This is a genomic window from Peribacillus sp. RS7 (assembly GCF_041956845.1).
Taxonomy (GTDB): Bacteria; Bacillota; Bacilli; order Bacillales; family DSM-1321; genus Peribacillus.
On sequence record NZ_CP168135.1, the window covers coordinates 2,214,212 to 2,234,822 of the forward strand.

The 20,611-nt window shown below is 42.6% G+C and carries 18 protein-coding genes, 1 tRNA gene and 3 rRNA genes; 19 read left to right on the plus strand and 3 right to left on the minus strand.

What is annotated here, in order from left to right; genetic code table 11:
* Window positions 1-90: 90 nt before the first annotated feature.
* The 8 genes from ACDZ29_RS11370 to rpsI all read left to right on the plus strand — a co-directional run bounded on the left by ACDZ29_RS11370 (window position 91) and on the right by rpsI (window position 6,197).
* Window positions 91-1,035 (plus strand): DNA-directed RNA polymerase subunit alpha, encoded by a 945-nt coding sequence (locus tag ACDZ29_RS11370; RefSeq protein ID WP_053349049.1) that lies wholly within the window; start codon window positions 91-93, stop codon window positions 1,033-1,035.
* Between the two features lie 82 nt (window positions 1,036-1,117).
* The gene (gene rplQ / locus ACDZ29_RS11375) at window positions 1,118-1,480 is read left to right on the plus strand and encodes a 50S ribosomal protein L17 (RefSeq protein WP_034304973.1); all 363 of its coding nucleotides are present in this window, start codon (window positions 1,118-1,120) and stop codon (window positions 1,478-1,480) included.
* 365 nt (window positions 1,481-1,845) lie between these two features.
* Window positions 1,846-2,685 carry an energy-coupling factor ABC transporter ATP-binding protein gene (locus tag ACDZ29_RS11380; protein WP_289323335.1) on the plus strand — a complete coding sequence of 280 codons (840 nt, stop codon included), beginning with the start codon at window positions 1,846-1,848 and terminating at the stop codon, window positions 2,683-2,685.
* Window positions 2,661-3,527: an energy-coupling factor ABC transporter ATP-binding protein gene (locus ACDZ29_RS11385; protein WP_289318654.1), complete on the plus strand. Its 867-nt coding sequence runs from the start codon at window positions 2,661-2,663 to the stop codon at window positions 3,525-3,527. The genes ACDZ29_RS11380 and ACDZ29_RS11385 overlap by 25 nt, the downstream gene beginning before the upstream one ends.
* Window positions 3,527-4,327 (plus strand): energy-coupling factor transporter transmembrane protein EcfT, encoded by an 801-nt coding sequence (locus ACDZ29_RS11390; RefSeq protein ID WP_289318655.1) that lies wholly within the window; start codon window positions 3,527-3,529, stop codon window positions 4,325-4,327. Before ACDZ29_RS11385 ends, ACDZ29_RS11390 begins: the two co-directional genes overlap by 1 nt.
* A gap of 11 nt (window positions 4,328-4,338) precedes the next feature.
* The gene (truA, locus tag ACDZ29_RS11395; protein WP_375090848.1) at window positions 4,339-5,079 is read left to right on the plus strand and encodes a tRNA pseudouridine(38-40) synthase TruA; all 741 of its coding nucleotides are present in this window, start codon (window positions 4,339-4,341) and stop codon (window positions 5,077-5,079) included.
* A 267-nt stretch (window positions 5,080-5,346) separates the two neighbouring features.
* Window positions 5,347-5,784 carry a 50S ribosomal protein L13 gene (gene rplM, locus ACDZ29_RS11400; RefSeq protein ID WP_034304960.1) on the plus strand — a complete coding sequence of 146 codons (438 nt, stop codon included), beginning with the start codon at window positions 5,347-5,349 and terminating at the stop codon, window positions 5,782-5,784.
* 20 nt (window positions 5,785-5,804) lie between these two features.
* On the plus strand, window positions 5,805-6,197 hold the full coding sequence (rpsI, locus tag ACDZ29_RS11405; protein ID WP_034304957.1) for a 30S ribosomal protein S9: 393 nt from the start codon (window positions 5,805-5,807) through the stop codon (window positions 6,195-6,197).
* Between the two features lie 185 nt (window positions 6,198-6,382).
* On the opposite strand, the gene ACDZ29_RS11410 is transcribed toward rpsI, so the two are convergent.
* Window positions 6,383-7,831 carry a DHA2 family efflux MFS transporter permease subunit gene (locus tag ACDZ29_RS11410; RefSeq protein ID WP_375090849.1) on the minus strand — a complete coding sequence of 483 codons (1,449 nt, stop codon included), beginning with the start codon at window positions 7,829-7,831 and terminating at the stop codon, window positions 6,383-6,385.
* Between the two features lie 176 nt (window positions 7,832-8,007).
* Between ACDZ29_RS11410 and ACDZ29_RS11415 the strand changes: the two genes are divergently transcribed.
* The 5 genes from ACDZ29_RS11415 to ACDZ29_RS11435 all read left to right on the plus strand — a co-directional run bounded on the left by ACDZ29_RS11415 (window position 8,008) and on the right by ACDZ29_RS11435 (window position 12,719).
* Complete coding sequence (locus ACDZ29_RS11415) at window positions 8,008-8,556, plus strand: TetR/AcrR family transcriptional regulator (protein WP_375090850.1); 549 nt, start codon at window positions 8,008-8,010, stop codon at window positions 8,554-8,556.
* A 366-nt stretch (window positions 8,557-8,922) separates the two neighbouring features.
* A complete protein-coding gene (locus tag ACDZ29_RS11420) occupies window positions 8,923-9,450 on the plus strand; it encodes an ECF transporter S component (RefSeq protein WP_370013579.1) in 528 nt (175 codons plus the stop codon).
* Between the two features lie 843 nt (window positions 9,451-10,293).
* Window positions 10,294-10,719 (plus strand): DUF2521 family protein, encoded by a 426-nt coding sequence (locus ACDZ29_RS11425; protein ID WP_375090851.1) that lies wholly within the window; start codon window positions 10,294-10,296, stop codon window positions 10,717-10,719.
* Between the two features lie 83 nt (window positions 10,720-10,802).
* Window positions 10,803-11,519 carry an N-acetylmuramoyl-L-alanine amidase CwlD gene (cwlD, locus tag ACDZ29_RS11430; RefSeq protein ID WP_289323347.1) on the plus strand — a complete coding sequence of 239 codons (717 nt, stop codon included), beginning with the start codon at window positions 10,803-10,805 and terminating at the stop codon, window positions 11,517-11,519.
* A gap of 141 nt (window positions 11,520-11,660) precedes the next feature.
* On the plus strand, window positions 11,661-12,719 hold the full coding sequence (locus ACDZ29_RS11435) for a P-loop NTPase (RefSeq protein WP_375090852.1): 1,059 nt from the start codon (window positions 11,661-11,663) through the stop codon (window positions 12,717-12,719).
* A 38-nt stretch (window positions 12,720-12,757) separates the two neighbouring features.
* On the opposite strand, the gene gerD is transcribed toward ACDZ29_RS11435, so the two are convergent.
* Entirely contained in the window at window positions 12,758-13,333 is a 576-nt protein-coding gene (gene gerD, locus ACDZ29_RS11440; protein WP_370013581.1) for a spore germination lipoprotein GerD, read from the minus strand.
* A gap of 138 nt (window positions 13,334-13,471) precedes the next feature.
* Here gerD and ACDZ29_RS11445 point away from each other — a divergent pair, with 138 nt between their 5' ends.
* Window positions 13,472-14,158: a KinB-signaling pathway activation protein gene (locus tag ACDZ29_RS11445; RefSeq protein ID WP_370013582.1), complete on the plus strand. Its 687-nt coding sequence runs from the start codon at window positions 13,472-13,474 to the stop codon at window positions 14,156-14,158.
* 92 nt (window positions 14,159-14,250) lie between these two features.
* Here ACDZ29_RS11445 and pdaB read toward each other — a convergent pair whose 3' ends face one another.
* Window positions 14,251-15,003, minus strand: coding sequence for a polysaccharide deacetylase family sporulation protein PdaB (gene pdaB, locus ACDZ29_RS11450; protein ID WP_370013583.1), 753 nt, complete (start codon window positions 15,001-15,003; stop codon window positions 14,251-14,253).
* 133 nt (window positions 15,004-15,136) lie between these two features.
* On the opposite strand from pdaB, the gene ACDZ29_RS11455 reads away from it, so the two are divergent.
* The 5 genes from ACDZ29_RS11455 (at window position 15,137) to ACDZ29_RS11475 (ending at window position 20,610) form a co-directional block, all read left to right on the plus strand.
* Window positions 15,137-15,373 carry a hypothetical protein gene (locus ACDZ29_RS11455; protein WP_375090853.1) on the plus strand — a complete coding sequence of 79 codons (237 nt, stop codon included), beginning with the start codon at window positions 15,137-15,139 and terminating at the stop codon, window positions 15,371-15,373.
* A gap of 278 nt (window positions 15,374-15,651) precedes the next feature.
* Window positions 15,652-17,202 (plus strand): 16S ribosomal RNA (locus tag ACDZ29_RS11460).
* A 175-nt stretch (window positions 17,203-17,377) separates the two neighbouring features.
* Window positions 17,378-20,310: ribosomal RNA gene (locus tag ACDZ29_RS11465) — 23S ribosomal RNA — on the plus strand.
* A 64-nt stretch (window positions 20,311-20,374) separates the two neighbouring features.
* Window positions 20,375-20,490, plus strand: a 5S ribosomal RNA gene (gene rrf / locus ACDZ29_RS11470).
* The 16S, 23S and 5S rRNA genes sit together here with 1 tRNA gene alongside, the layout of an rRNA operon.
* A gap of 45 nt (window positions 20,491-20,535) precedes the next feature.
* Window positions 20,536-20,610 (plus strand) — tRNA-Asn (locus ACDZ29_RS11475).
* Window position 20,611 lies beyond the last annotated feature (1 nt).

The window sequence follows — 20,611 nt, forward strand, 5'->3', positions numbered from 1 at the left end:
CGCACAGCGGGAACGTATACATGGGGAATTTCGGTTTAAGTGACTTAGTTTACTTGCCGGGGTTTTGACGTTTTGAAGGAGGGTTTATTGATGATCGAAATAGAAAAACCAAAAATCGAAACGGTTGAAATCAACGACGATACCAAATTCGGTAAATTCGTCGTAGAGCCACTAGAGCGTGGGTATGGTACTACATTGGGTAACTCCTTACGTCGTATCCTTTTATCCTCACTCCCAGGTGCTGCTGTCACAGCTATACAAATTGATGGAGTGCTACATGAGTTCTCAACAATTGAAGGCGTCGTGGAAGATGTAACATCTATCATTCTTAATGTGAAAAAACTAGCTCTTAAGATTTACTCTGATGAAGAGAAGACGCTGGAAATTGACGTTCAAGGTGACGGAGTCATCACGGCTGCTGATATCACTCATGATAGTGATGTAGAAATTCTTAATCCGGATTTATATATTGCTACAATTGGTAAAAACGGTCATATGCGTATGCGTTTATCTGCACGTCGCGGCCGCGGCTACACTCCTGCTGTTCAAAACAAGAGAGAAGATCAGCCAATTGGTGTAATTCCAATCGATGCTCTTTACACTCCAGTTTCACGCGTATCTTTCCAAGTTGAAAATACACGTGTTGGACAGTTGTCTAACTTTGACAAGTTAACGTTCGATGTTTGGACTGATGGCAGTACGGGTCCGCAAGAAGCGGTAGCACTTGGAGCTAAGATTTTAACAGAGCATTTAAATATCTTTGTTGGGTTAACCGATGAAGCTCAAAATGCTGAAATCATGGTTGAAAAAGAAGAAGATCAAAAAGAAAAAGTTCTTGAGATGACGATCGAAGAATTAGACCTTTCTGTTCGTTCTTACAACTGCTTGAAGCGTGCTGGAATCAATACCGTTCAAGAGCTAGCTCATAAAACGGAAGAAGATATGATGAAAGTACGTAATCTAGGCCGTAAATCACTTGAAGAAGTGAAAGCGAAACTAGAAGAATTAGGCTTAGGTCTTCGTAAAGACGACTGATAACATGGCGGAATCAATCCATTATGTTGTGAGCCTTGTTTAGACACACAATATAGAACTTCAACAAAGGAGGGAATCTCTAATGGGTTACAGAAAGTTAGGACGCACTAGCGCACAACGTAAAGCATTACTTCGTGATTTAGCTACGGATCTTATTATCCATGAGCGCATTGAAACTACTGAAGCACGTGCAAAGGAATTACGTTCTGTAGTAGATAAAATGATCACTCTTGGTAAACGTGGTGACTTGCATGCACGCCGTCAAGCTGCATCATTCATCCGTAACGAAATCGCTGACGCTGAGAATGGCACAGATGCCCTTCAAAAACTATTCAGTGACGTGGCTCCACGTTATGAAGAACGTCAAGGTGGATACACTCGTATCATGAAAGTTGGTCCACGCCGCGGTGACGGTGCACCAGTCGTGGTTATTGAATTAGTTTAATAACAACGATGAAAAAGGGCGGGACAAATGAATAAACTCACTTGTTCTATGCCCTTTTTCTTTTTTTAAAATAGAAATTCTGTTATTTAGAAATTCGCATTGAGTGTTACGATGGCTGGCGGAACCTGTTTATACAGGGAGCCTTCACGTCTAGCTCAAGCATCCCTTCCCGCTTTTGATAAGCGATTATAAGATAACCTGTTTTTCGTAACAGGCCCGCTGTAAGCTGCTCTTAATTTACCGAAAATTCTTTCGGTGGAAGGGGTGCAGCGTTTTTTTATATTTTCAGAAGAAATACCACTATGTTTATGTTGATTGAGCAGAGTTTAGATTAGACGAGTGCAGTCGAGGATGAGGAGGGCCACATGGGGAAGAAGCTGGTTTCTTTAAAAAATATTATTTTTAAATATGAGGGTCAGTCTCGAAACGCCTTGGATGATGTTTCATTTGATATTCATCAGGGGGAGTGGCTTGCGATTGTCGGGCATAATGGTTCTGGCAAGTCGACATTAGCGAAGTTACTGAATGGACTTCAGTTCGCTAACTCAGGTACCATTACGATTAATGATCAACTATTGACGGAAGAAACCGTTTGGGATGCGCGCCAAAAAATTGGCATGGTTTTTCAAAACCCAGATAATCAATTTGTAGGCACTACAGTTCAGGATGATGTGGCTTTTGGTTTAGAAAACGCCGGTGTTTCTCAGCAGGTTATGGTGGAGCGTGTTCATGGTGCGTTAAATAAGGTTAAAATGAATGCCTTTCTTAATCAAGAGCCGCACCATCTATCCGGCGGTCAAAAGCAAAGAGTGGCCATAGCAGGTGTAATAGCCTTGCAGCCAGACATAATCATCTTAGATGAAGCAACCTCCATGCTTGACCCAAGAGGCCGTGAAGAAGTGCTTGAAACAGTTAGGGAGTTAAAACAGGAAAACGAGATTACCGTCATATCAATCACCCATGATCTTGAGGAAGCTGCGAAAGCTGATCGAATGATAGTCATGAACCAAGGTCGGTTATATCGTGAAGGACCGCCTCAGGATATTTTTGAATTAGAGGAAGAATTAATTGCTCTTGGTCTGGATATTCCCTTTTCAGTGAAACTTACCAAAGAGTTACAAAAAAATGGTGTTCGTGTGGTTGATGGGCATTTGACAGAGGAAGAGTTGGTGAAGGATTTATGCGAATTACACTCGATGATGTAGAATACCGCTATCAGGTGAATACTCCTTTTGAACATCTCGCCCTTCATGATGTCAATATTTCTATGGAGCCGGGAACCTATACCGCAATCATCGGGCATACAGGGTCCGGGAAATCGACGCTACTGCAGCATTTGAATGCTCTTTTAAAACCGACAAAGGGTCGGGTCTTCATTGGGGACCGGACGATCGAGGCTGGAAGAAAAGAAAAGGCATTGCGGCCAATTAGACAAAAGGTCGGAATTGTTTTTCAGTTTCCGGAACATCAGCTATTTGATGAAACGGTTGAAAAGGATATATGTTTCGGACCTATGAATTTTGGGGTTTCTGAAACCGATGCTAAGAAACTGGCCAGGAAAGCCATCGCTCAAGTTGGATTGAGTGAGGAAATTCTTGAAAAATCTCCATTCGATCTATCCGGCGGACAAATGCGACGGGTGGCCATTGCCGGGGTACTTGCGATGGAGCCGGAAGTATTGGTACTGGATGAGCCTACAGCGGGACTGGATCCACGGGGACGCAAAGAAATAATGAACATGTTTTATGATTTGCATAAAGTAAGGGGCATTTCTACAATTCTGGTGACACATAGTATGGAGGATGCAGCAAAGTACGCGGATGACATAATTATCATGCACCAGGGTACGGTGTTCAAAAAAGGAACTCCGCAGGAAATCTTCTCCGAGCCAGAACAATTACTTGAGCTTGGCCTGGATGTACCTGATACGGTGCGTTTTCAGCTCAAGCTCCAGAAGGAACTTGGGGTTAGATTTGATCAACCGTGTCTTAATATCGGTGATTTAGCGATAGAAATAGATAAAGCCATGAAACGGGGGAACCGCTGATGCTGGATAAAATGATCATCGGGCGCTATGTACCTGCTGACTCCCTGATACACAGGATGGATCCAAGGGCTAAATTGCTCCTTGTGTTTCTGTTTGTTTGTGTCATCTTTTTGGCGAATAATGTCGTTTCTTATGGTTTACTCGCGGTATTCACCATCCTTTTGATTAGCCTTTCGAAGATACCGCTTCGATATCTTTATAATGGGTTAAAACCTATCTTTTTCTTAATCGTGTTTACTTTCCTTCTCCATATATTGTTTACGAAAGAAGGGGAATTGCTTTTTGAATACGGTTGGTTCGAGATCTATGAAGGCGGTTTGATTCAAGGTTTGTTCATATCCGTAAGATTTACTTTACTAATCCTTGTTACGTCACTATTAACATTGACGACAACTCCGATATCCATTACAGATGGAATGGAAGAGCTGTTGGGTCCCTTGAAAAAGTGGAAAATGCCTGTACACGAACTAGCATTGATGATGTCCATTGCCCTTCGGTTCATTCCAACGCTAATGGAGGAAACGGAAAAAATCATGAAGGCTCAAACGGCAAGGGGAGTTGACTTTTCATCTGGTCCAGTAAAGGACAGGGTTAAATCGATTGTACCGCTGCTTGTTCCTTTATTTGTGAGTTCATTCAAACGGGCAGAAGAATTGGCAACTGCCATGGAATCAAGAGGATATCGTGGTGGGGAAGGCCGCACGAAATACCGCCAATTGGACTGGAAGACGAGTGATAGCCTTTTAATGGTCTCAATAGGTCTTCTTACGGTCATGTTATTTTTATTACGTTCATATTAAGGAAGAGTACTATGCCAAAATATAAATGTGTGATCGCGTATGACGGCACGGATTTCGCTGGGTATCAGGTGCAGCCTGAGAAACGAACCATACAAAGTGAATTCGAGGCAGTCTTAGCACAAATGCACAAAGGCTCAATTATAAAGGTGACTGCTTCAGGCAGGACAGATTCAGGGGTCCATGCAAAGGGGCAGGTCATTCACTTTGAATCGCCCCTTACATTTCCTACTGAAAATTGGGTAAAGGCGTTCAGCGCCCTTCTTCCGACCGATATTGTCGTTTTGGAAGTCGATATCGTGCCTGACGATTTTCACGCGAGGTTCCATACGACTGGGAAAGAGTACCGTTATATCATAGCCCGATCCAATCTACGGGATCCGTTCCAACGTAATTATGCCTACCATTATCCCTACCCATTAGATAGGAAGGCGATGAGGGAAGCCATTTCCTATTTGATAGGGACACATGACTTTACAAGTTTTTGTTCGGCAAAAACGGAAGTGGTCGATAAAGTTCGAACTATTCAAGAAATCGATTTTGAAGAGAGCGATGGTGTCATGGTTTTTCGCTTCGTTGGGGAAGGTTTTTTGTATAATATGGTACGTATCTTGGTTGGGACACTCCTGGAAGTCGGCAGCGGCAAGATGGCACCCCGGGATATGATCGGGATATTGGATAAAAAAGACCGCAGTTTTGCAGGGAAAACAGCACCAGCCCAAGGCTTGTATTTATGGAAAGTATTTTACAAATAAAAATATTTCTGTTGTGATACCAGTTTTTTTACAACTGATAAACGGGAAGAAATCAGTAATGGAGCGGTTTGGCGCTATACTGACCTTTTCATGGAGTTGCAGAGAGTATTCTATAGACAACTTATCCTAGTGTAACATTCCCTTGACAATGAATCTGGGAGAAGTTAATATAATATGGTATGTATTTTAATCCCACGATAAGCCCCGGAAGTTTATTGTGATTGAAAATAAATATAAAAAATTAAAAAGTTTTTTAGGAGGTTAACCATGCGTACGACATTTATGGCGAAAGCTAATGAAGTAGAACGTAAATGGTATGTGATTGACGCTGAAGGCAAAACTTTGGGTCGCCTTTCTACTGAAGTAGCATCCATCTTACGTGGTAAACATAAACCAACTTTTACACCTAACATTGACACTGGTGATCATGTAATTCTAATCAATGTTGAAAAAATCCACTTGACTGGTAAAAAATTGACTGACAAAATTTATTACCGTCACACTATGCATCCAGGCGGTCTTAAAACTAGAACTGCTCTTGAAATGCGTACAAACTACCCTGAGAGAATGCTTGAACTTGCTATCAAAGGTATGCTTCCAAAGAATTCTCTTGGTCGTCAAATCTACAAAAAATTACACGTATACGCTGGAGCTGAGCACCCTCACGCTGCTCAACAACCAGAAGTATACGAATTACGCGGATAATTACTAAGGAGGTTACTATCTTGGCACAAGTTCAATATTATGGTACTGGTCGCCGTAAGAGCTCAGTAGCTCGTGTACGTTTAGTACCAGGCGAAGGTCGCATCGTTATTAACGGTCGTGACATTAATGAATATATTCCTTTCGCAGCATTACGTGAAGTTGTTAACCAACCACTAGTTGCAACGGAAACTACTGGAAATTACGACGTTCTAGTAAACGTTAGCGGTGGTGGATACACTGGTCAAGCTGGAGCAATCCGTCACGGTATCGCTCGTGCATTGCTTCAAGTTGATCCAGAATACCGTCCATCTCTTAAAACTGCTGGTTTACTAACTCGTGACCCACGTATGAAAGAACGTAAAAAATACGGTCTTAAAGGCGCACGTCGTGCACCTCAGTTCTCAAAACGTTAATTCCATTATCGTTTCGAAAAGCTCTCAACCATTTGGTTGGGGGTCTTTTTTTGTCCGGAAAAAGATTTTGATCACATCATGCTCCATGAACCTTATTATGTGGGACTGAGATATATTAAAAATAATAAAGCATATCTGGGATATCCCAGATATGCTTTATTTTAAAGACTCCATTATTAATAATTTTAGTTATGGGATTCACTTTCACTTTTTTTGATTGTGGCTTTTTTAGGCATAAAACATGTAAAAATTAACGCCACAATAGATAAGATTAACATAAAAACATAGGCATCACTTGAGCCAAAGATAGAAGCTAATGCCTCTAGTCGTATAGCTGTAATGTTTTCATTTTGCATTGATAGCTCAGAGGCATGTAAAGTTGCTTGCATTGTATACACTGTGATGACAACTGCTGTGCCAATAGCACCTGACAATTGGCGAATGGTATTATTTACAGCTGAACCATGGGAACCCAATTCTCGTGGTAAAGCATTTAACCCTGCTGTATTTAAAGGCATGGTAATAAAACTTAATCCAATTCGTAAAATAATGGTACGAACCATTAAATACATATAGGTTGTTGATTCGTTTATATCAATGACTCCCCACATCGAAACAATGATAAATAGTAAACCTGTAATAAAGAGTGGTTTAGCACCGTATTTATCATACATTTTACCAGTGATAGGGGATAAGAAGGCATTAATCACAGCTCCAGGTAATAACAGCAAACCTGCTTCAAATGCTGTAAAACCTCGTCCATTCTGCAAGTAAATTGGTAAAAGAATTAAATCAGCATACATAATAATCGTAATTAGTACATTGATGAATGATGTCAGAGTGAAAATTCTATTGTTAAATACGGATAAATTTAATAATGGATCGCTGGATTTCATTTGACGTAAACAGAATAGAGTCGTCACGATTATTCCGACGATAATTGTAGTAATGACAACGAGATTATCCCAACCCTTGCTTCCTGCGCTACTGAATCCAAATAAAATGCAGCCAAAACCAATCGTTGATAAAATGACACTTGTGATATCTAATTTTGCTTTTGTTGTCTCTGCAACATTCATTAAATATTTGAACGCTAGAACAATGACAATTAATATAAATGGGATTAACCCAATAAATAGCCATCTCCATGAAACATACTCAATGATAAAACCAGAAAATGTAGGAGCGATGGCTGGAGCAAAAATCATCGCAAAGCCAATTGTCCCCATAATACTTCCACGCTTTTCGCTAGGATATAAATATAAAATAACTGTCATCATTAGAGGCATAATAATCCCGGCACCAATTGCTTGAATCATTCTTCCCGTTAACAGCATGCCAAAATTCATCGCACATGCACAAATTACCGATCCGATGAGCAAAAAAAACATCGAGCTAATAAATAGCTGCCTTGTTGTAAACCGTTTCATTAAAAAAGCCGTAATTGGTACTAAAACACCGTTTACTAGCATAAAGCCTGTTGATAACCATTGTACAGTTGCAGCCGTTACTTGAAATACATCCATTAAACCACTCAATGCAACATTTAATAAAGTCTGATTTAATGTTGATAAAAAACAGCCAGCAATCAATACAATTAATAAAACTTTTTTATTTCCTTCTGTTATTTCCATTTCTGTCGACAACCCCTTTATTTTTGACTTGCATTCTCAACATTGTGTCGATAAAATCGATGGTAACAAAAATATATGTTCCTTACCATGAACAGTTTTCATGAAAATGTTCACTAATCGACATAGAAATATATGCTGTTGAGAAAGTAAAAGAAAAAGCTATAAAGGAGTTAAAAATGTCTATACCTAAAAAAGAAGATCCTCGTACAATTCGTTCAAGAGAAATGTTTAAACATGCTGTCATTGCTCTCTTATGCGAGGATCCCGCAATTTCAAATTTAACGGTTCAGAAAATCGCAGCCAATGCAGGATTAAATCGAACAACATTTTACTTACATTATCAGGATATTCAAGATTTACTAACGCAAATCACCGATGAGATTTTAAATGAGCTTTCTGATAAAATTGTTGCTTTAATACATGCAAAAGATTTATCAGAAAAACAACAGCTAACACAATTGCTTGATTACTTATATATCCATCGAAATTATTTACTTATTTTATTTAATACGAATCTGTTTGAGGACCAATTGTTTTCATTATTAAAGCAATTAGTAGAAATAAGGAGGAAGAATTCCAAGAAGGATTTAGCAGCTGATTATGTTGCCATTGATATTAAAACAGCCTCATTGGTAGGCATTATAATATGGTGGTTAAGACAGGGGCTTCATTTTAGTTCAGATTATATTGCCAATCAAATTTATTTAATGTACAGAGTGCACTGATTCTACTTTCGTTTGAATCAACCTTGAATTTCATTAATGTCGCGGTTTTGTTCTGATGTTTTAGATTTTCACAGTTTTTAATAGTCGTCCTTCATGGTTCAGTGTCTTTTTTAGGCCCTGTAAAAGATTAGACCACATCATGAATTCTGAATGCCTTTCTGCGTCATTTTTCAATTCATCCTAGTCTTTCCAGCATCAAATACAAATGAAACGCCGCGGTAAAGGCGTTTCAGAGTTGGAGACAGTTGCGTGCCATTCGTTGGAAGATGAGTTTATTTATGTAATACAGGTTTATTTGTAAAATCCATATTTATTAAGTTTCTGATTAGGAGTATGATAATACTAAAATAAGAAAGAGGACTTCATATGAATTCAACATTCTCAGCGACAGAAACAACTAAAACAAAGGCCTTAGTCATCAATGCCCTTTTCATCGCATTAACCATTGTAGCGACATTCATCAACATCAAGCTCCCGATAATGGGTAACGGAGGCCTAATCCATCTGGGTAACGTTCCTCTTTTTATAGCAGCCTTGGTTTACGGCAAAAAAACAGGGGCCATAGCAGGAGCATTCGGAATGGCCCTATTTGATCTTTTATCTGGTTGGGCAGCATGGGCACCGTTTACATTCATCATAGTAGGTGCAATGGGCTTTTTAGTCGGACTCATATCCGAAAAGGTACCCGGCAAAAGAGAATATGTATACACATTGGCCATTGCCGTTGCGTTGATCATAAAAATCGTGGGCTATTATTTTGCTGAAGTTATCCTTTACGGTAACTGGATACAGCCATTCGGCTCCGTCCCTGGTAACGTAATGCAGGTCATAATAGCCGGTATAATTGTAGTGCCGCTTGTAGGCCGCTTAATGAAAAGAGCCGGACAGATATAGGGATTGATGTTACGACCAAAAAAAGTATCCGTTTGATGACAAACTGCGCCGGGAATTCCGGACAAATAAAAATAAGATACCTGCTAATAAAGCAGCTATTAAATGACTTCGCTATTATAAAAAGTTATATTATGGACATCCATTTATCAGGGATGTCCTTTTTATTTAATCTTAAAGCCAAGATTAGAATTTTTTCACGCTTATATATTTGACCATTTTTATCTATACCCTTTCTCCATGACATCCGTCTGTTTTGTTAAAGATGATTTATTTGTCATCCTAATCGACTCTTTACTAAGGGGGAAAGAAGAGGAAACAAAACATGGATAAGCTTGATGCTCATGAGATAGAAGAACAGGACTTGAATAACTAGTATTAATCAATGTCCAGAGAGACATGCCCAGTGAGCACCCAAGTCGGCAAAGACAGCCTCGGGTAGCGTCCTGAGTTGCAAGTTATCGGGGGGGGGAAGTTTCTTGGGTCCATATGATCTAAGTGTAAAACGAGAAAACCTCCGGAAAATTCAATCGTATGCCTTGTTACCCAGGAGGTGCGTTTGCAGGTCCGCGCGAATCGCATCATATTTCAAAGGAAATACTGGCTCCTTCTCAACGGCTTACATCTCTGTTCTATAATCCGTGCAGGCAGACTTTTATCATCCGAAATGTGCAATCTTCCTTTTAACAGTGTTCTTATAAAACTAGATCATCGTCCTGCACTTGCTGAACTTATCCTCATTATTTTTTGCCAATAGAATAAATGAATGGTTCAAAATAGAACGCAAAAACTAAATTATGTCTTGGGAAATAATTTGGGAAATGGGGAAAGCCCCGGAGGTGAAATATGGCTGTGATATTAGGTTTACAGGAGATGCAAAGGGAAAGGCAACTGAAGTTCGAACGTAGATTGCTCAGGGATCTTTCTATTGAGGATATGAAGGGAAGAATCCAGCGTTACTTTGGACAGGATTTGATGGATGTCTTGGAAGAAGGCTACTTTGATGTAGCTATCGAGGCTTATTTATTAGGGGCGAACTATAGTAAGTTTGGCTATTACGGTGAGTCAGAGGACGATGTAAGGGCCAGGTCCTGGAAGGAAGAAAAGTTTTTGACCGATACTCTTTTTAACTTTATTTTGTATTGGCGGGAAGTTACAGCAAATAACGCTTTCGATGAAGGTTTGTTTTATTGCTGTGAGGGGTTTGTGGGAGAGTGGTGGCTGGACGGCTTTAAGACTGGTGAAAAACGATATAAAATGAAACTGCATTAAGAAGGCAAAAATCTCGTTCCTTGTTCTAATTCCATGGTTTGTCCCATACTTTTTAATAGAGGGATCATGGAAGGGGAACGGTCATGCGCAGAAAGCTGAAATATACAGGAATCGCTATGGGATTGTTTGTCCTTTTTTTAATTGTGACTTTTAAATTTGTTGAAGATGATTCTTGGGACTCTTGGAACCTTCCGTTGGCAGGTAAGGTAATCATATTGGATGCCGGTCATGGAGGGATGGACGGAGGGGCAAATGTACAAGAGGTAATGGAAAAGGAAATTGCCCTTTCCGTATCATTGAAGGTAAGGGACTATTTACAGGAACAGGGTGCCCTTGTCATCATGACCCGTGAGAAGGATGAGGATTTGGCACAGGGTAATACAAAGGGGATTCGCCAGCGCAAACAGGAAGATTTACGGAATCGGGTTGAAATGATCAATGATTCGGAAGCGGACTTATTCTTAAGCATTCATTTGAACTCTTTTCCATCAGCGTCATCGAAAGGTGCCCAAACCTTTTATACAAACAGGTTTGAGGAAAATGAACAGGTAGCAAAATTCATTCAGACTGAAATCATTAGAAACCTGGAAAATACAAAGCGTGATGCAAAAACGATCAATAATGTGTATTTGATGAATTATGCTAAAAAACCGGGAGCGCTTGTGGAAATTGGCTTTCTTTCCAATACTGAGGAAAGGGAACGCCTTATCAGTGATGGGTATCAAGAAAAGGTTGCCAGTTCGATTTATATGGGCATTTTACGTTACTTTACAGAGGAAAAACTATCGGATAAAGAGTGACGTCTGGGTCTTGTAAAGTACAAGGCCTTTTTACTATGGGAAATAATCGGTTTCGAATACAGGACAGATAATAAGCTTTATTTCGGTAATATGTTATACTGAAAAATGGGAAAAAAAAACGAATTCAAAGGGGTGCTCGACTTGTTAACAGAAGAGAAAGTACTGAATTTATTGAAGGATCTTAAAGACCCTTTTTTACATAAAAACCTTGAAGAGACAAATGGAATTATAGAAATAAAAATAAAGCCTGAAAAGAATCATGTAAGCGTTAAACTTGCGATTGCGAAAACTGGGACTGCCGAGCAAATGCAAATGCAATCGGAAGTGGTGGACTTGCTGAAAACGAACGGAGCGGAATCTGTAGGCATCCGTTTCACGGAACTTTCTGAAGATGAGTTGGCTAAGCACCGTGAAAGCATTCCGCAGGGTGAAGCGGACCAAGGTTTGCTTGGACCTAACAACAAGACACAATTCATCGCGATCGCCAGTGGTAAAGGCGGAGTGGGAAAATCTACGATTTCAGTGAATTTCGCTACTTCACTTGCCCGTTTGGGTAAAAAGGTCGGACTGGTTGATGCAGATATCTATGGATTCAGTGTACCTGATATGATGGGGATAACAAAAAGACCGGTTGTTCGTGGGGAAAAGATCATTCCTGTAGAACGATTTGGCGTTCAAGTTATTTCAATGGGCTTTTTTGTAGAAGATAACGCGCCTATCATCTGGAGAGGACCGATGCTGGGTAAGATGCTTAACAGTTTCTTTAATGAAGTGGAATGGGGAGAATTGGACTATTTAGTCCTTGACTTACCACCAGGTACAGGCGATGTTGCATTGGACGTGCATACGATGCTCCCTTCATGTAAAGAAATCATCGTTACGACACCGCATCCGACTGCAGCCTTCGTTGCTGCAAGAGCTGGTGCAATGGCCATCAAGACAGAACATGAAGTCATTGGTGTCATTGAGAATATGTCATTCTTCGAAAGTAAAACGACCGGTGAAAAAGAATATGTATTCGGAAAAGGCGGCGGCTCGAAGCTGGCAGAAGAACTTCGTACAGAAGTTTTAGGTCAACTGCCCCTGCAACAGCCGGATTGGAACGAAGAGGACTTTGCTCCCTCCATTTACGCAGCAGACCATAGGCTTGGAAGGATATACGAGGATATTGCTAAAAAGGTCATTGAAAAGCTACAATAAAATGAAGGCTGATTCCAATTGGAATCAGCCTTATTTCATTACTTTTCCTTTTTATCCTTGTTTTCCTTCTCTACTGCTTTAGTAGCTGCTTTATCCAATCTCTCTTGCATTTTCGCTTGAACGAGAGGACTCTCCATGGTTTCTATGATCAGCTCTTTATAGACGGAGCGCATTTCCTTGGTTTTTAATAATTTATTCATTTCTTTTTCCATGTCCGGTTCTTTCATTACTTCCATGATCATTCCACGATACTGAGGATCAGCAGTTAAGTCCTTCAATACCTTTTTATGTTCATCTTCTAAAGCTTTGGCGTAAGCGGAGGCAAATTCAGGATCATTAAATGTCTTTTTCCAAAATTCCTTCCCTTTATCTGAAGTGACCATATCTTCAATGGATTTCTTAATGACATCCGAGTCCATAATAAGTTCAGCTTTCGTTTTATCATCGGAAATGATATCCTGGATGGCTTTTTTTCCATCATCTGTTTTCAGGATATCGACGACCATTTTCTTTGTCTCTTCATACTCCATTTTATCTGCGCCTGCTCCATTTTGAGCACAACCGGAACAAACGAGTAAGAATGACGTGAAAAGCAAAGCAACTCCCACTCTCATACGCAGGGCCCCTTTCATCCTTCTTATTGTTAATATGGTTCCAATCGGCGATATTATTCCTTGGTGGAATAAGTGGATTTTTCCAAATTTGGTTGGTACAATTAAGGAAATGAAATAGAAATTTTATGGAGGAAAACAATGAACAGCCGTAATTTAGTTAAATTGTTTTTAACAACATTGCTTATCGGTGGTGTAACGGGCGGAGTTGTAGGGTTCTTGGCTCGATGGAGTGAGTTTAAGCCTTATTTTTCTTCTTTTGAAGTCAGTGCCATCCTATCAACGTTTATTTGGTTATTCGGTGTTGGATTAATTTTCAGTGTCATAAGCCAAGCCGGCTTTTTTGCCTATTTAACGATACATCGTTTCGGTCTGGGAATATTTAAAAGCGCTTCCTTATGGAATGCCGTTCAAATTGTACTCATTCTTTTTGTTGTATTTGATTTGGTGTATCTGCGATATCTTAATTTTGGTTCAGGTGAGGGGATTAGTTCATACATCGTCCTGGCGTTGGTTGTATTGGCTGCAGGACTTATTACAGCTTATTTCAAAATGAAACAAACGAATAAACAATCGTTTATACCGGCCTTGTTTTTCATGGTCGTAGTCACGGTTTTGGAGTGGATACCTGTCCTAAGTTCCGATGATGAAAGCTGGCTTTACTTCATGCTGTTTCCGTTACTGGTCTGCAATGCATATCAATTATTGGTCCTAAGCAAATTGATCGAACGTTCACAAAAGGAATTGGCCAGTAAAAGAGCACGGGTGCAAACTCCAGCAAAGGGGAAGAAAATGAAAGCTGGCGAATTAGGTAAAGGCAGCAGCTAACCTATATGTAAGTCGTGGGCCATACATAAGGAAGCCAACATAAAAACTGCGTACTAAAGTTCATGGAGAACATTAGTACGCAGTTTTTTCAGTCAGCGGATTTCCTCACTGCTGGCTGATGAATTGGAGATCATTTCTGAAACATTAACGAAATTTAAATTTTTTGCTCGAAGTTCACTTATTAATTCAGGCAAAGCCTTATTTGTTTGTTTTGCTGAGTCTGAAGCATGTAATAAGATGATATCACCCTTTTGGGCCTTGGTGATGTTCTGAACGATTCGATCCACACCTGGATTGGTCCAATCCTTTGAATCGATACTCCAATGAACAACTGTATATCCGAAATTTTCGCTGATCTTTAAGAGTCGTTTATCAAAGTGACCGGTGGGCGCTCGTAAAAGTTCTATATTCTTTACATTCAGTTTTTTGAATGCTTCCTGAGCTTTAGAAATATCCCGGATGATTTCTTGATCTTCCATTTCGGAATAATCCTTATAATCGTAACCAAGCATACCGATTTCATATCCTTCTTTCCCAATTTCCTCTACTATGTCCGGGTGACGCTCAGCCCAAGAGCCAGAAAGGAAAAAAGTGGCAGACTCAATCTTTTCCCTTTTCAATGTCTCTATTATTGGAGCGGCTTTCTCATCACCCCAGCCAATATTGAACGTGATCGCGACATTCTTTTCCCCTTTATAAACCGCTTTTGGCCCATCTTCTGTAGAAAAAACAGGGGCATGAAGAATGTTTTGTACAAAAAGGAACCAAGCGGTAAAAAGTGCCGTAAGTAAAATTAACGAATAAAATTTGATGTTCTTTGCATGAAGCACCATGAAAAATTTCATTAATCCATCCCCTTGTCCAAAAGACTCTTGTCTTCAAATTTATGCGCAAGGATTATTGTTATGCAAAAAAAATCAGTTGGAAATTCATAAAATTGAAGGGAATGGGGAAAGATGTCTGGTGGAGGTGTGAATCATGCTCGGTTTATTGATTAATGATAAGGAGAAGATTGAATTGGAGTATCTGTTAAAAAGAGAGATGGATGAAATACTATTCGATTTACAGGATGACAGAATTGATCACTTAGTCAAAAGGGCAATAAACGAGAAATATAACATCCTTTTCAGACTGTTTAAAAGGGTGAGCACCGAGGAGGAATGCCTTATATATATGAGGGTGAAAACGAACTTATCCAAGGGGAATCAGTCATGATATTTAAAAGTGAAATATATTCAAAAAATCTATTGACTATTGATTTATACGCTGGTATATTATAAAAGTTGCTGCAACGTAGTAATAGCTTTTAAAAAAAGCGAAAAAAACTTTTTTAAAAAGTTATTGACGAAGTGGTAATAAGATGTTAAGATATTAAAGTCGCTAAGAGAGATGGCGAAAAAATTGCTCTTTGAAAACTGAACAAAACAAAGCGCCAACGTTAAATTTTAAGTGAGCACACACTATCAAAAAAGCAAATGAGCAAGTCAAACATTTCTTCGGAGAGTTTGATCCTGGCTCAGGACGAACGCTGGCGGCGTGCCTAATACATGCAAGTCGAGCGAATCGATGGGAGCTTGCTCCCTGAGATTAGCGGCGGACGGGTGAGTAACACGTGGGCAACCTGCCTATAAGACTGGGATAACTTCGGGAAACCGGAGCTAATACCGGATACGTTCTTTTCTCGCATGAGAGAAGATGGAAAGACGGTTTCGGCTGTCACTTATAGATGGGCCCGCGGCGCATTAGCTAGTTGGTGAGGTAATGGCTCACCAAGGCGACGATGCGTAGCCGACCTGAGAGGGTGATCGGCCACACTGGGACTGAGACACGGCCCAGACTCCTACGGGAGGCAGCAGTAGGGAATCTTCCGCAATGGACGAAAGTCTGACGGAGCAACGCCGCGTGAACGAAGAAGGCCTTCGGGTCGTAAAGTTCTGTTGTTAGGGAAGAACAAGTACCAGAGTAACTGCTGGTACCTTGACGGTACCTAACCAGAAAGCCACGGCTAACTACGTGCCAGCAGCCGCGGTAATACGTAGGTGGCAAGCGTTGTCCGGAATTATTGGGCGTAAAGCGCGCGCAGGTGGTTCTTTAAGTCTGATGTGAAAGCCCACGGCTCAACCGTGGAGGGTCATTGGAAACTGGGGAACTTGAGTGCAGAAGAGGAAAGTGGAATTCCAAGTGTAGCGGTGAAATGCGTAGAGATTTGGAGGAACACCAGTGGCGAAGGCGACTTTCTGGTCTGTAACTGACACTGAGGCGCGAAAGCGTGGGGAGCAAACAGGATTAGATACCCTGGTAGTCCACGCCGTAAACGATGAGTGCTAAGTGTTAGAGGGTTTCCGCCCTTTAGTGCTGCAGCTAACGCATTAAGCACTCCGCCTGGGGAGTACGGCCGCAAGGCTGAAACTCAAAGGAATTGACGGGGGCCCGCACAAGCGGTGGAGCATGTGGTTTAATTCGAAGCAACGCGAAGAACCTTACCAGGTCTTGACATCCTCTGACAACCCTAGAGATAGGGCTTTCCCCTTCGGGGGACAGAGTGACAGGTGGTGCATGGTTGTCGTCAGCTCGTGTCGTGAGATGTTGGGTTAAGTCCCGCAACGAGCGCAACCCTTGATCTTAGTTGCCAGCATTCAGTTGGGCACTCTAAGGTGACTGCCGGTGACAAACCGGAGGAAGGTGGGGATGACGTCAAATCATCATGCCCCTTATGACCTGGGCTACACACGTGCTACAATGGATGGTACAAAGGGCTGCAAACCTGCGAAGGTAAGCGAATCCCATAAAGCCATTCTCAGTTCGGATTGTAGGCTGCAACTCGCCTACATGAAGCCGGAATCGCTAGTAATCGCGGATCAGCATGCCGCGGTGAATACGTTCCCGGGCCTTGTACACACCGCCCGTCACACCACGAGAGTTTGTAACACCCGAAGTCGGTGAGGTAACCTTTATGGAGCCAGCCGCCTAAGGTGGGACAGATGATTGGGGTGAAGTCGTAACAAGGTAGCCGTATCGGAAGGTGCGGCTGGATCACCTCCTTTCTAAGGATAATTACGAGAGCGCTTTTGTTTTGTTCAGTTTTGAATGAGTAATTCATTCAGATAGGGAAGAAAAGCATCACGATGTGGTGGATTCTTTCTGCTTTGTTCCTTGAAAACTAGATAATAGATAGAAGGCAATTAATTTTTTTCAAAGCATCTGTAAGATCTTTTTAACGGTTAAGTTAGAAAGGGCGCACGGTGGATGCCTTGGCACTAGGAGCCGATGAAGGACGGGACTAACACCGATATGCTTCGGGGAGCTGTAAGTAAGCTTTGATCCGGAGATTTCCGAATGGGGAAACCCACTGTTCGTAATGGAACAGTATCTTTACCTGAATACATAGGGTACTGAAGGCAGACCCGGGGAACTGAAACATCTAAGTACCCGGAGGAAGAGAAAGCAAATGCGATTTCCTGAGTAGCGGCGAGCGAAACGGAATTAGCCCAAACCAAGAGGCTTGCCTCTTGGGGTTGTAGGACACTCAACATGGAGTTACAAAGGAACGGGGTAAATGAAGTGACCTGGAAAGGTCCGTCAAAGAAGGTAAAAACCCTGTAGTTGAAACTTCGTTCCCTCCTGAGTGGATCCTGAGTACGGCGGGACACGAGAAATCCCGTCGGAAGCAGGGAGGACCATCTCCCAAGGCTAAATACTCCCTAGTGACCGATAGTGAACCAGTACCGTGAGGGAAAGGTGAAAAGCACCCCGGAAGGGGAGTGAAATAGATCCTGAAACCGTGTGCCTACAAGTAGTCAAAGCCCGTTAATGGGTAATGGCGTGCCTTTTGTAGAATGAACCGGCGAGTTACGATTTCATGCGAGGTTAAGTTGATAAGACGGAGCCGCAGCGAAAGCGAGTCTGAATAGGGCGAATGAGTATGAGGTCGTAGACCCGAAACCAGGTGATCTACCCATGTCCAGGGTGAAGTTCAGGTAACACTGAATGGAGGCCCGAACCCACGCACGTTGAAAAGTGCGGGGATGAGGTGTGGGTAGCGGAGAAATTCCAATCGAACCTGGAGATAGCTGGTTCTCTCCGAAATAGCTTTAGGGCTAGCCTCAAGATGAGAGTATTGGAGGTAGAGCACTGATTGGACTAGGGGCCCCCAACGGGTTACCGAATTCAGTCAAACTCCGAATGCCAAATACTTATTCTTGGGAGTCAGACTGCGAGTGATAAGATCCGTAGTCGAAAGGGAAACAGCCCAGACCACCAGCTAAGGTCCCAAAGTATACGTTAAGTGGAAAAGGATGTGGAGTTGCTTAGACAACCAGGATGTTGGCTCAGAAGCAGCCACCATTTAAAGAGTGCGTAATAGCTCACTGGTCGAGTGACTCCGCGCCGAAAATGTACCGGGGCTAAACGTATCACCGAAGCTGTGGATTGACACCATTAGGTGTCGATGGTAGGAGAGCGTTCTAAGGGCGTTGAAGTCAGACCGGAAGGACTGGTGGAGCGCTTAGAAGTGAGAATGCCGGTATGAGTAGCGAAAGAAGGGTGAGAATCCCTTCCACCGAATGCCTAAGGTTTCCTGAGGAAGGCTCGTCCGCTCAGGGTTAGTCGGGACCTAAGCCGAGGCCGAAAGGCGTAGGCGATGGACAACAGGTTGATATTCCTGTACCACCTATACATCGTTTGAACGATGGGGGGACGCAGAAGGATAGGGTAAGCGCGCTGTTGGATATGCGCGTCCAAGCAGTTAGGCCGGAAACGAGGCAAATCCCGTTTCCATTAAGGCGGAGCTGTGATGGCGAGGGAAATATAGTACCGAAGTTCCTGATTCCACGCTGCCAAGAAAAGCCTCTAGTGAGATGTAAGGTGCCCGTACCGCAAACCGACACAGGTAGGCGAGGAGAGAATCCTAAGGTGTGCGAGAGAACTCTCGTTAAGGAACTCGGCAAAATGACCCCGTAACTTCGGGAGAAGGGGTGCTTTTTAGGGTGAATAGCCCGGAAAAGCCGCAGTGAATAGGCCCAGGCGACTGTTTAGCAAAAACACAGGTCTCTGCGAAGCCGCAAGGCGAAGTATAGGGGCTGACACCTGCCCGGTGCTGGAAGGTTAAGGGGAGAGGTTAGCGCAAGCGAAGCTTTGAACCGAAGCCCCAGTAAACGGCGGCCGTAACTATAACGGTCCTAAGGTAGCGAAATTCCTTGTCGGGTAAGTTCCGACCCGCACGAAAGGTGTAACGATCTGGGCACTGTCTCAACGAGAGACTCGGTGAAATTATAGTACCTGTGAAGATGCAGGTTACCCGCGACAGGACGGAAAGACCCCGTGGAGCTTTACTGCAGCCTGATATTGAATTTTGGTACAGCTTGTACAGGATAGGTAGGAGCCTGAGAAGCCGGAGCGCTAGCTTCGGTGGAGGCGTTGGTGGGATACTACCCTGGCTGTATTGAAATTCTAACCCGCGCCCCTTATCGGGGTGGGAGACAGTGTCAGGTGGGCAGTTTGACTGGGGCGGTCGCCTCCTAAAGAGTAACGGAGGCGCCCAAAGGTTCCCTCAGAATGGTTGGAAATCATTCGTAGAGTGTAAAGGCACAAGGGAGCTTGACTGCGAGACCTACAAGTCGAGCAGGGACGAAAGTCGGGCTTAGTGATCCGGTGGTTCCGCATGGAAGGGCCATCGCTCAACGGATAAAAGCTACCCCGGGGATAACAGGCTTATCTCCCCCAAGAGTCCACATCGACGGGGAGGTTTGGCACCTCGATGTCGGCTCATCGCATCCTGGGGCTGTAGTCGGTCCCAAGGGTTGGGCTGTTCGCCCATTAAAGCGGTACGCGAGCTGGGTTCAGAACGTCGTGAGACAGTTCGGTCCCTATCCGTCGCGGGCGCAGGAAATTTGAGAGGAGCTGTCCTTAGTACGAGAGGACCGGGATGGACGCACCGCTGGTGTACCAGTTGTCTTGCCAAAGGCATAGCTGGGTAGCTACGTGCGGACGGGATAAGTGCTGAAAGCATCTAAGCATGAAGCCCCCCTCAAGATGAGATTTCCCATGGCGCAAGCTAGTAAGATCCCTGAAAGATGATCAGGTTGATAGGTCAGAGGTGGAAGCGTGGCGACATGTGGAGCTGACTGATACTAATAGATCGAGGACTTAACCAACGCTTTTTAAAAAATGAAATACCTTCTTATTATCTAGTTTTGAAGGAACAACGTTCCTTTATTGTTTGGTGGCGATAGCGAAGAGGTCACACCCGTTCCCATTCCGAACACGGCAGTTAAGCTCTTCAGCGCCGATGGTAGTTGGGGGTTTCCCCCTGTGAGAGTAGGACGCCGCCAAGCAATTCATTTATATCTTTAAATGGGTTTTAGGAAACATTATATTATTCCGCAGTAGCTCAGTGGTAGAGCATTCGGCTGTTAACCGAACGGTCGTAGGTTCGAGTCCTACCTGCGGAGCCAT

Coding starts and splice junctions, on each gene's coding strand:
- ACDZ29_RS11370 (WP_053349049.1), top strand. CDS start 91: ATGATCGAAATAGAAAAACCAAAAATCGAAACGGTTGAAATCAACGAC.
- rplQ (WP_034304973.1), top strand. CDS start 1,118: ATGGGTTACAGAAAGTTAGGACGCACTAGCGCACAACGTAAAGCATTA.
- ACDZ29_RS11380 (WP_289323335.1), top strand. CDS start 1,846: ATGGGGAAGAAGCTGGTTTCTTTAAAAAATATTATTTTTAAATATGAG.
- ACDZ29_RS11385 (WP_289318654.1), top strand. CDS start 2,661: ATGCGAATTACACTCGATGATGTAGAATACCGCTATCAGGTGAATACT.
- ACDZ29_RS11390 (WP_289318655.1), top strand. CDS start 3,527: ATGCTGGATAAAATGATCATCGGGCGCTATGTACCTGCTGACTCCCTG.
- truA (WP_375090848.1), top strand. CDS start 4,339: ATGCCAAAATATAAATGTGTGATCGCGTATGACGGCACGGATTTCGCT.
- rplM (WP_034304960.1), top strand. CDS start 5,347: ATGCGTACGACATTTATGGCGAAAGCTAATGAAGTAGAACGTAAATGG.
- ACDZ29_RS11410 (WP_375090849.1), bottom strand. CDS start 7,831: ATGGAAATAACAGAAGGAAATAAAAAAGTTTTATTAATTGTATTGATT.
- ACDZ29_RS11415 (WP_375090850.1), top strand. CDS start 8,008: ATGTCTATACCTAAAAAAGAAGATCCTCGTACAATTCGTTCAAGAGAA.
- ACDZ29_RS11420 (WP_370013579.1), top strand. CDS start 8,923: ATGAATTCAACATTCTCAGCGACAGAAACAACTAAAACAAAGGCCTTA.
- ACDZ29_RS11425 (WP_375090851.1), top strand. CDS start 10,294: ATGGCTGTGATATTAGGTTTACAGGAGATGCAAAGGGAAAGGCAACTG.
- cwlD (WP_289323347.1), top strand. CDS start 10,803: ATGCGCAGAAAGCTGAAATATACAGGAATCGCTATGGGATTGTTTGTC.
- gerD (WP_370013581.1), bottom strand. CDS start 13,333: ATGAGAGTGGGAGTTGCTTTGCTTTTCACGTCATTCTTACTCGTTTGT.
- ACDZ29_RS11445 (WP_370013582.1), top strand. CDS start 13,472: ATGAACAGCCGTAATTTAGTTAAATTGTTTTTAACAACATTGCTTATC.
- pdaB (WP_370013583.1), bottom strand. CDS start 15,003: ATGAAATTTTTCATGGTGCTTCATGCAAAGAACATCAAATTTTATTCG.
- ACDZ29_RS11455 (WP_375090853.1), top strand. CDS start 15,137: ATGCTCGGTTTATTGATTAATGATAAGGAGAAGATTGAATTGGAGTAT.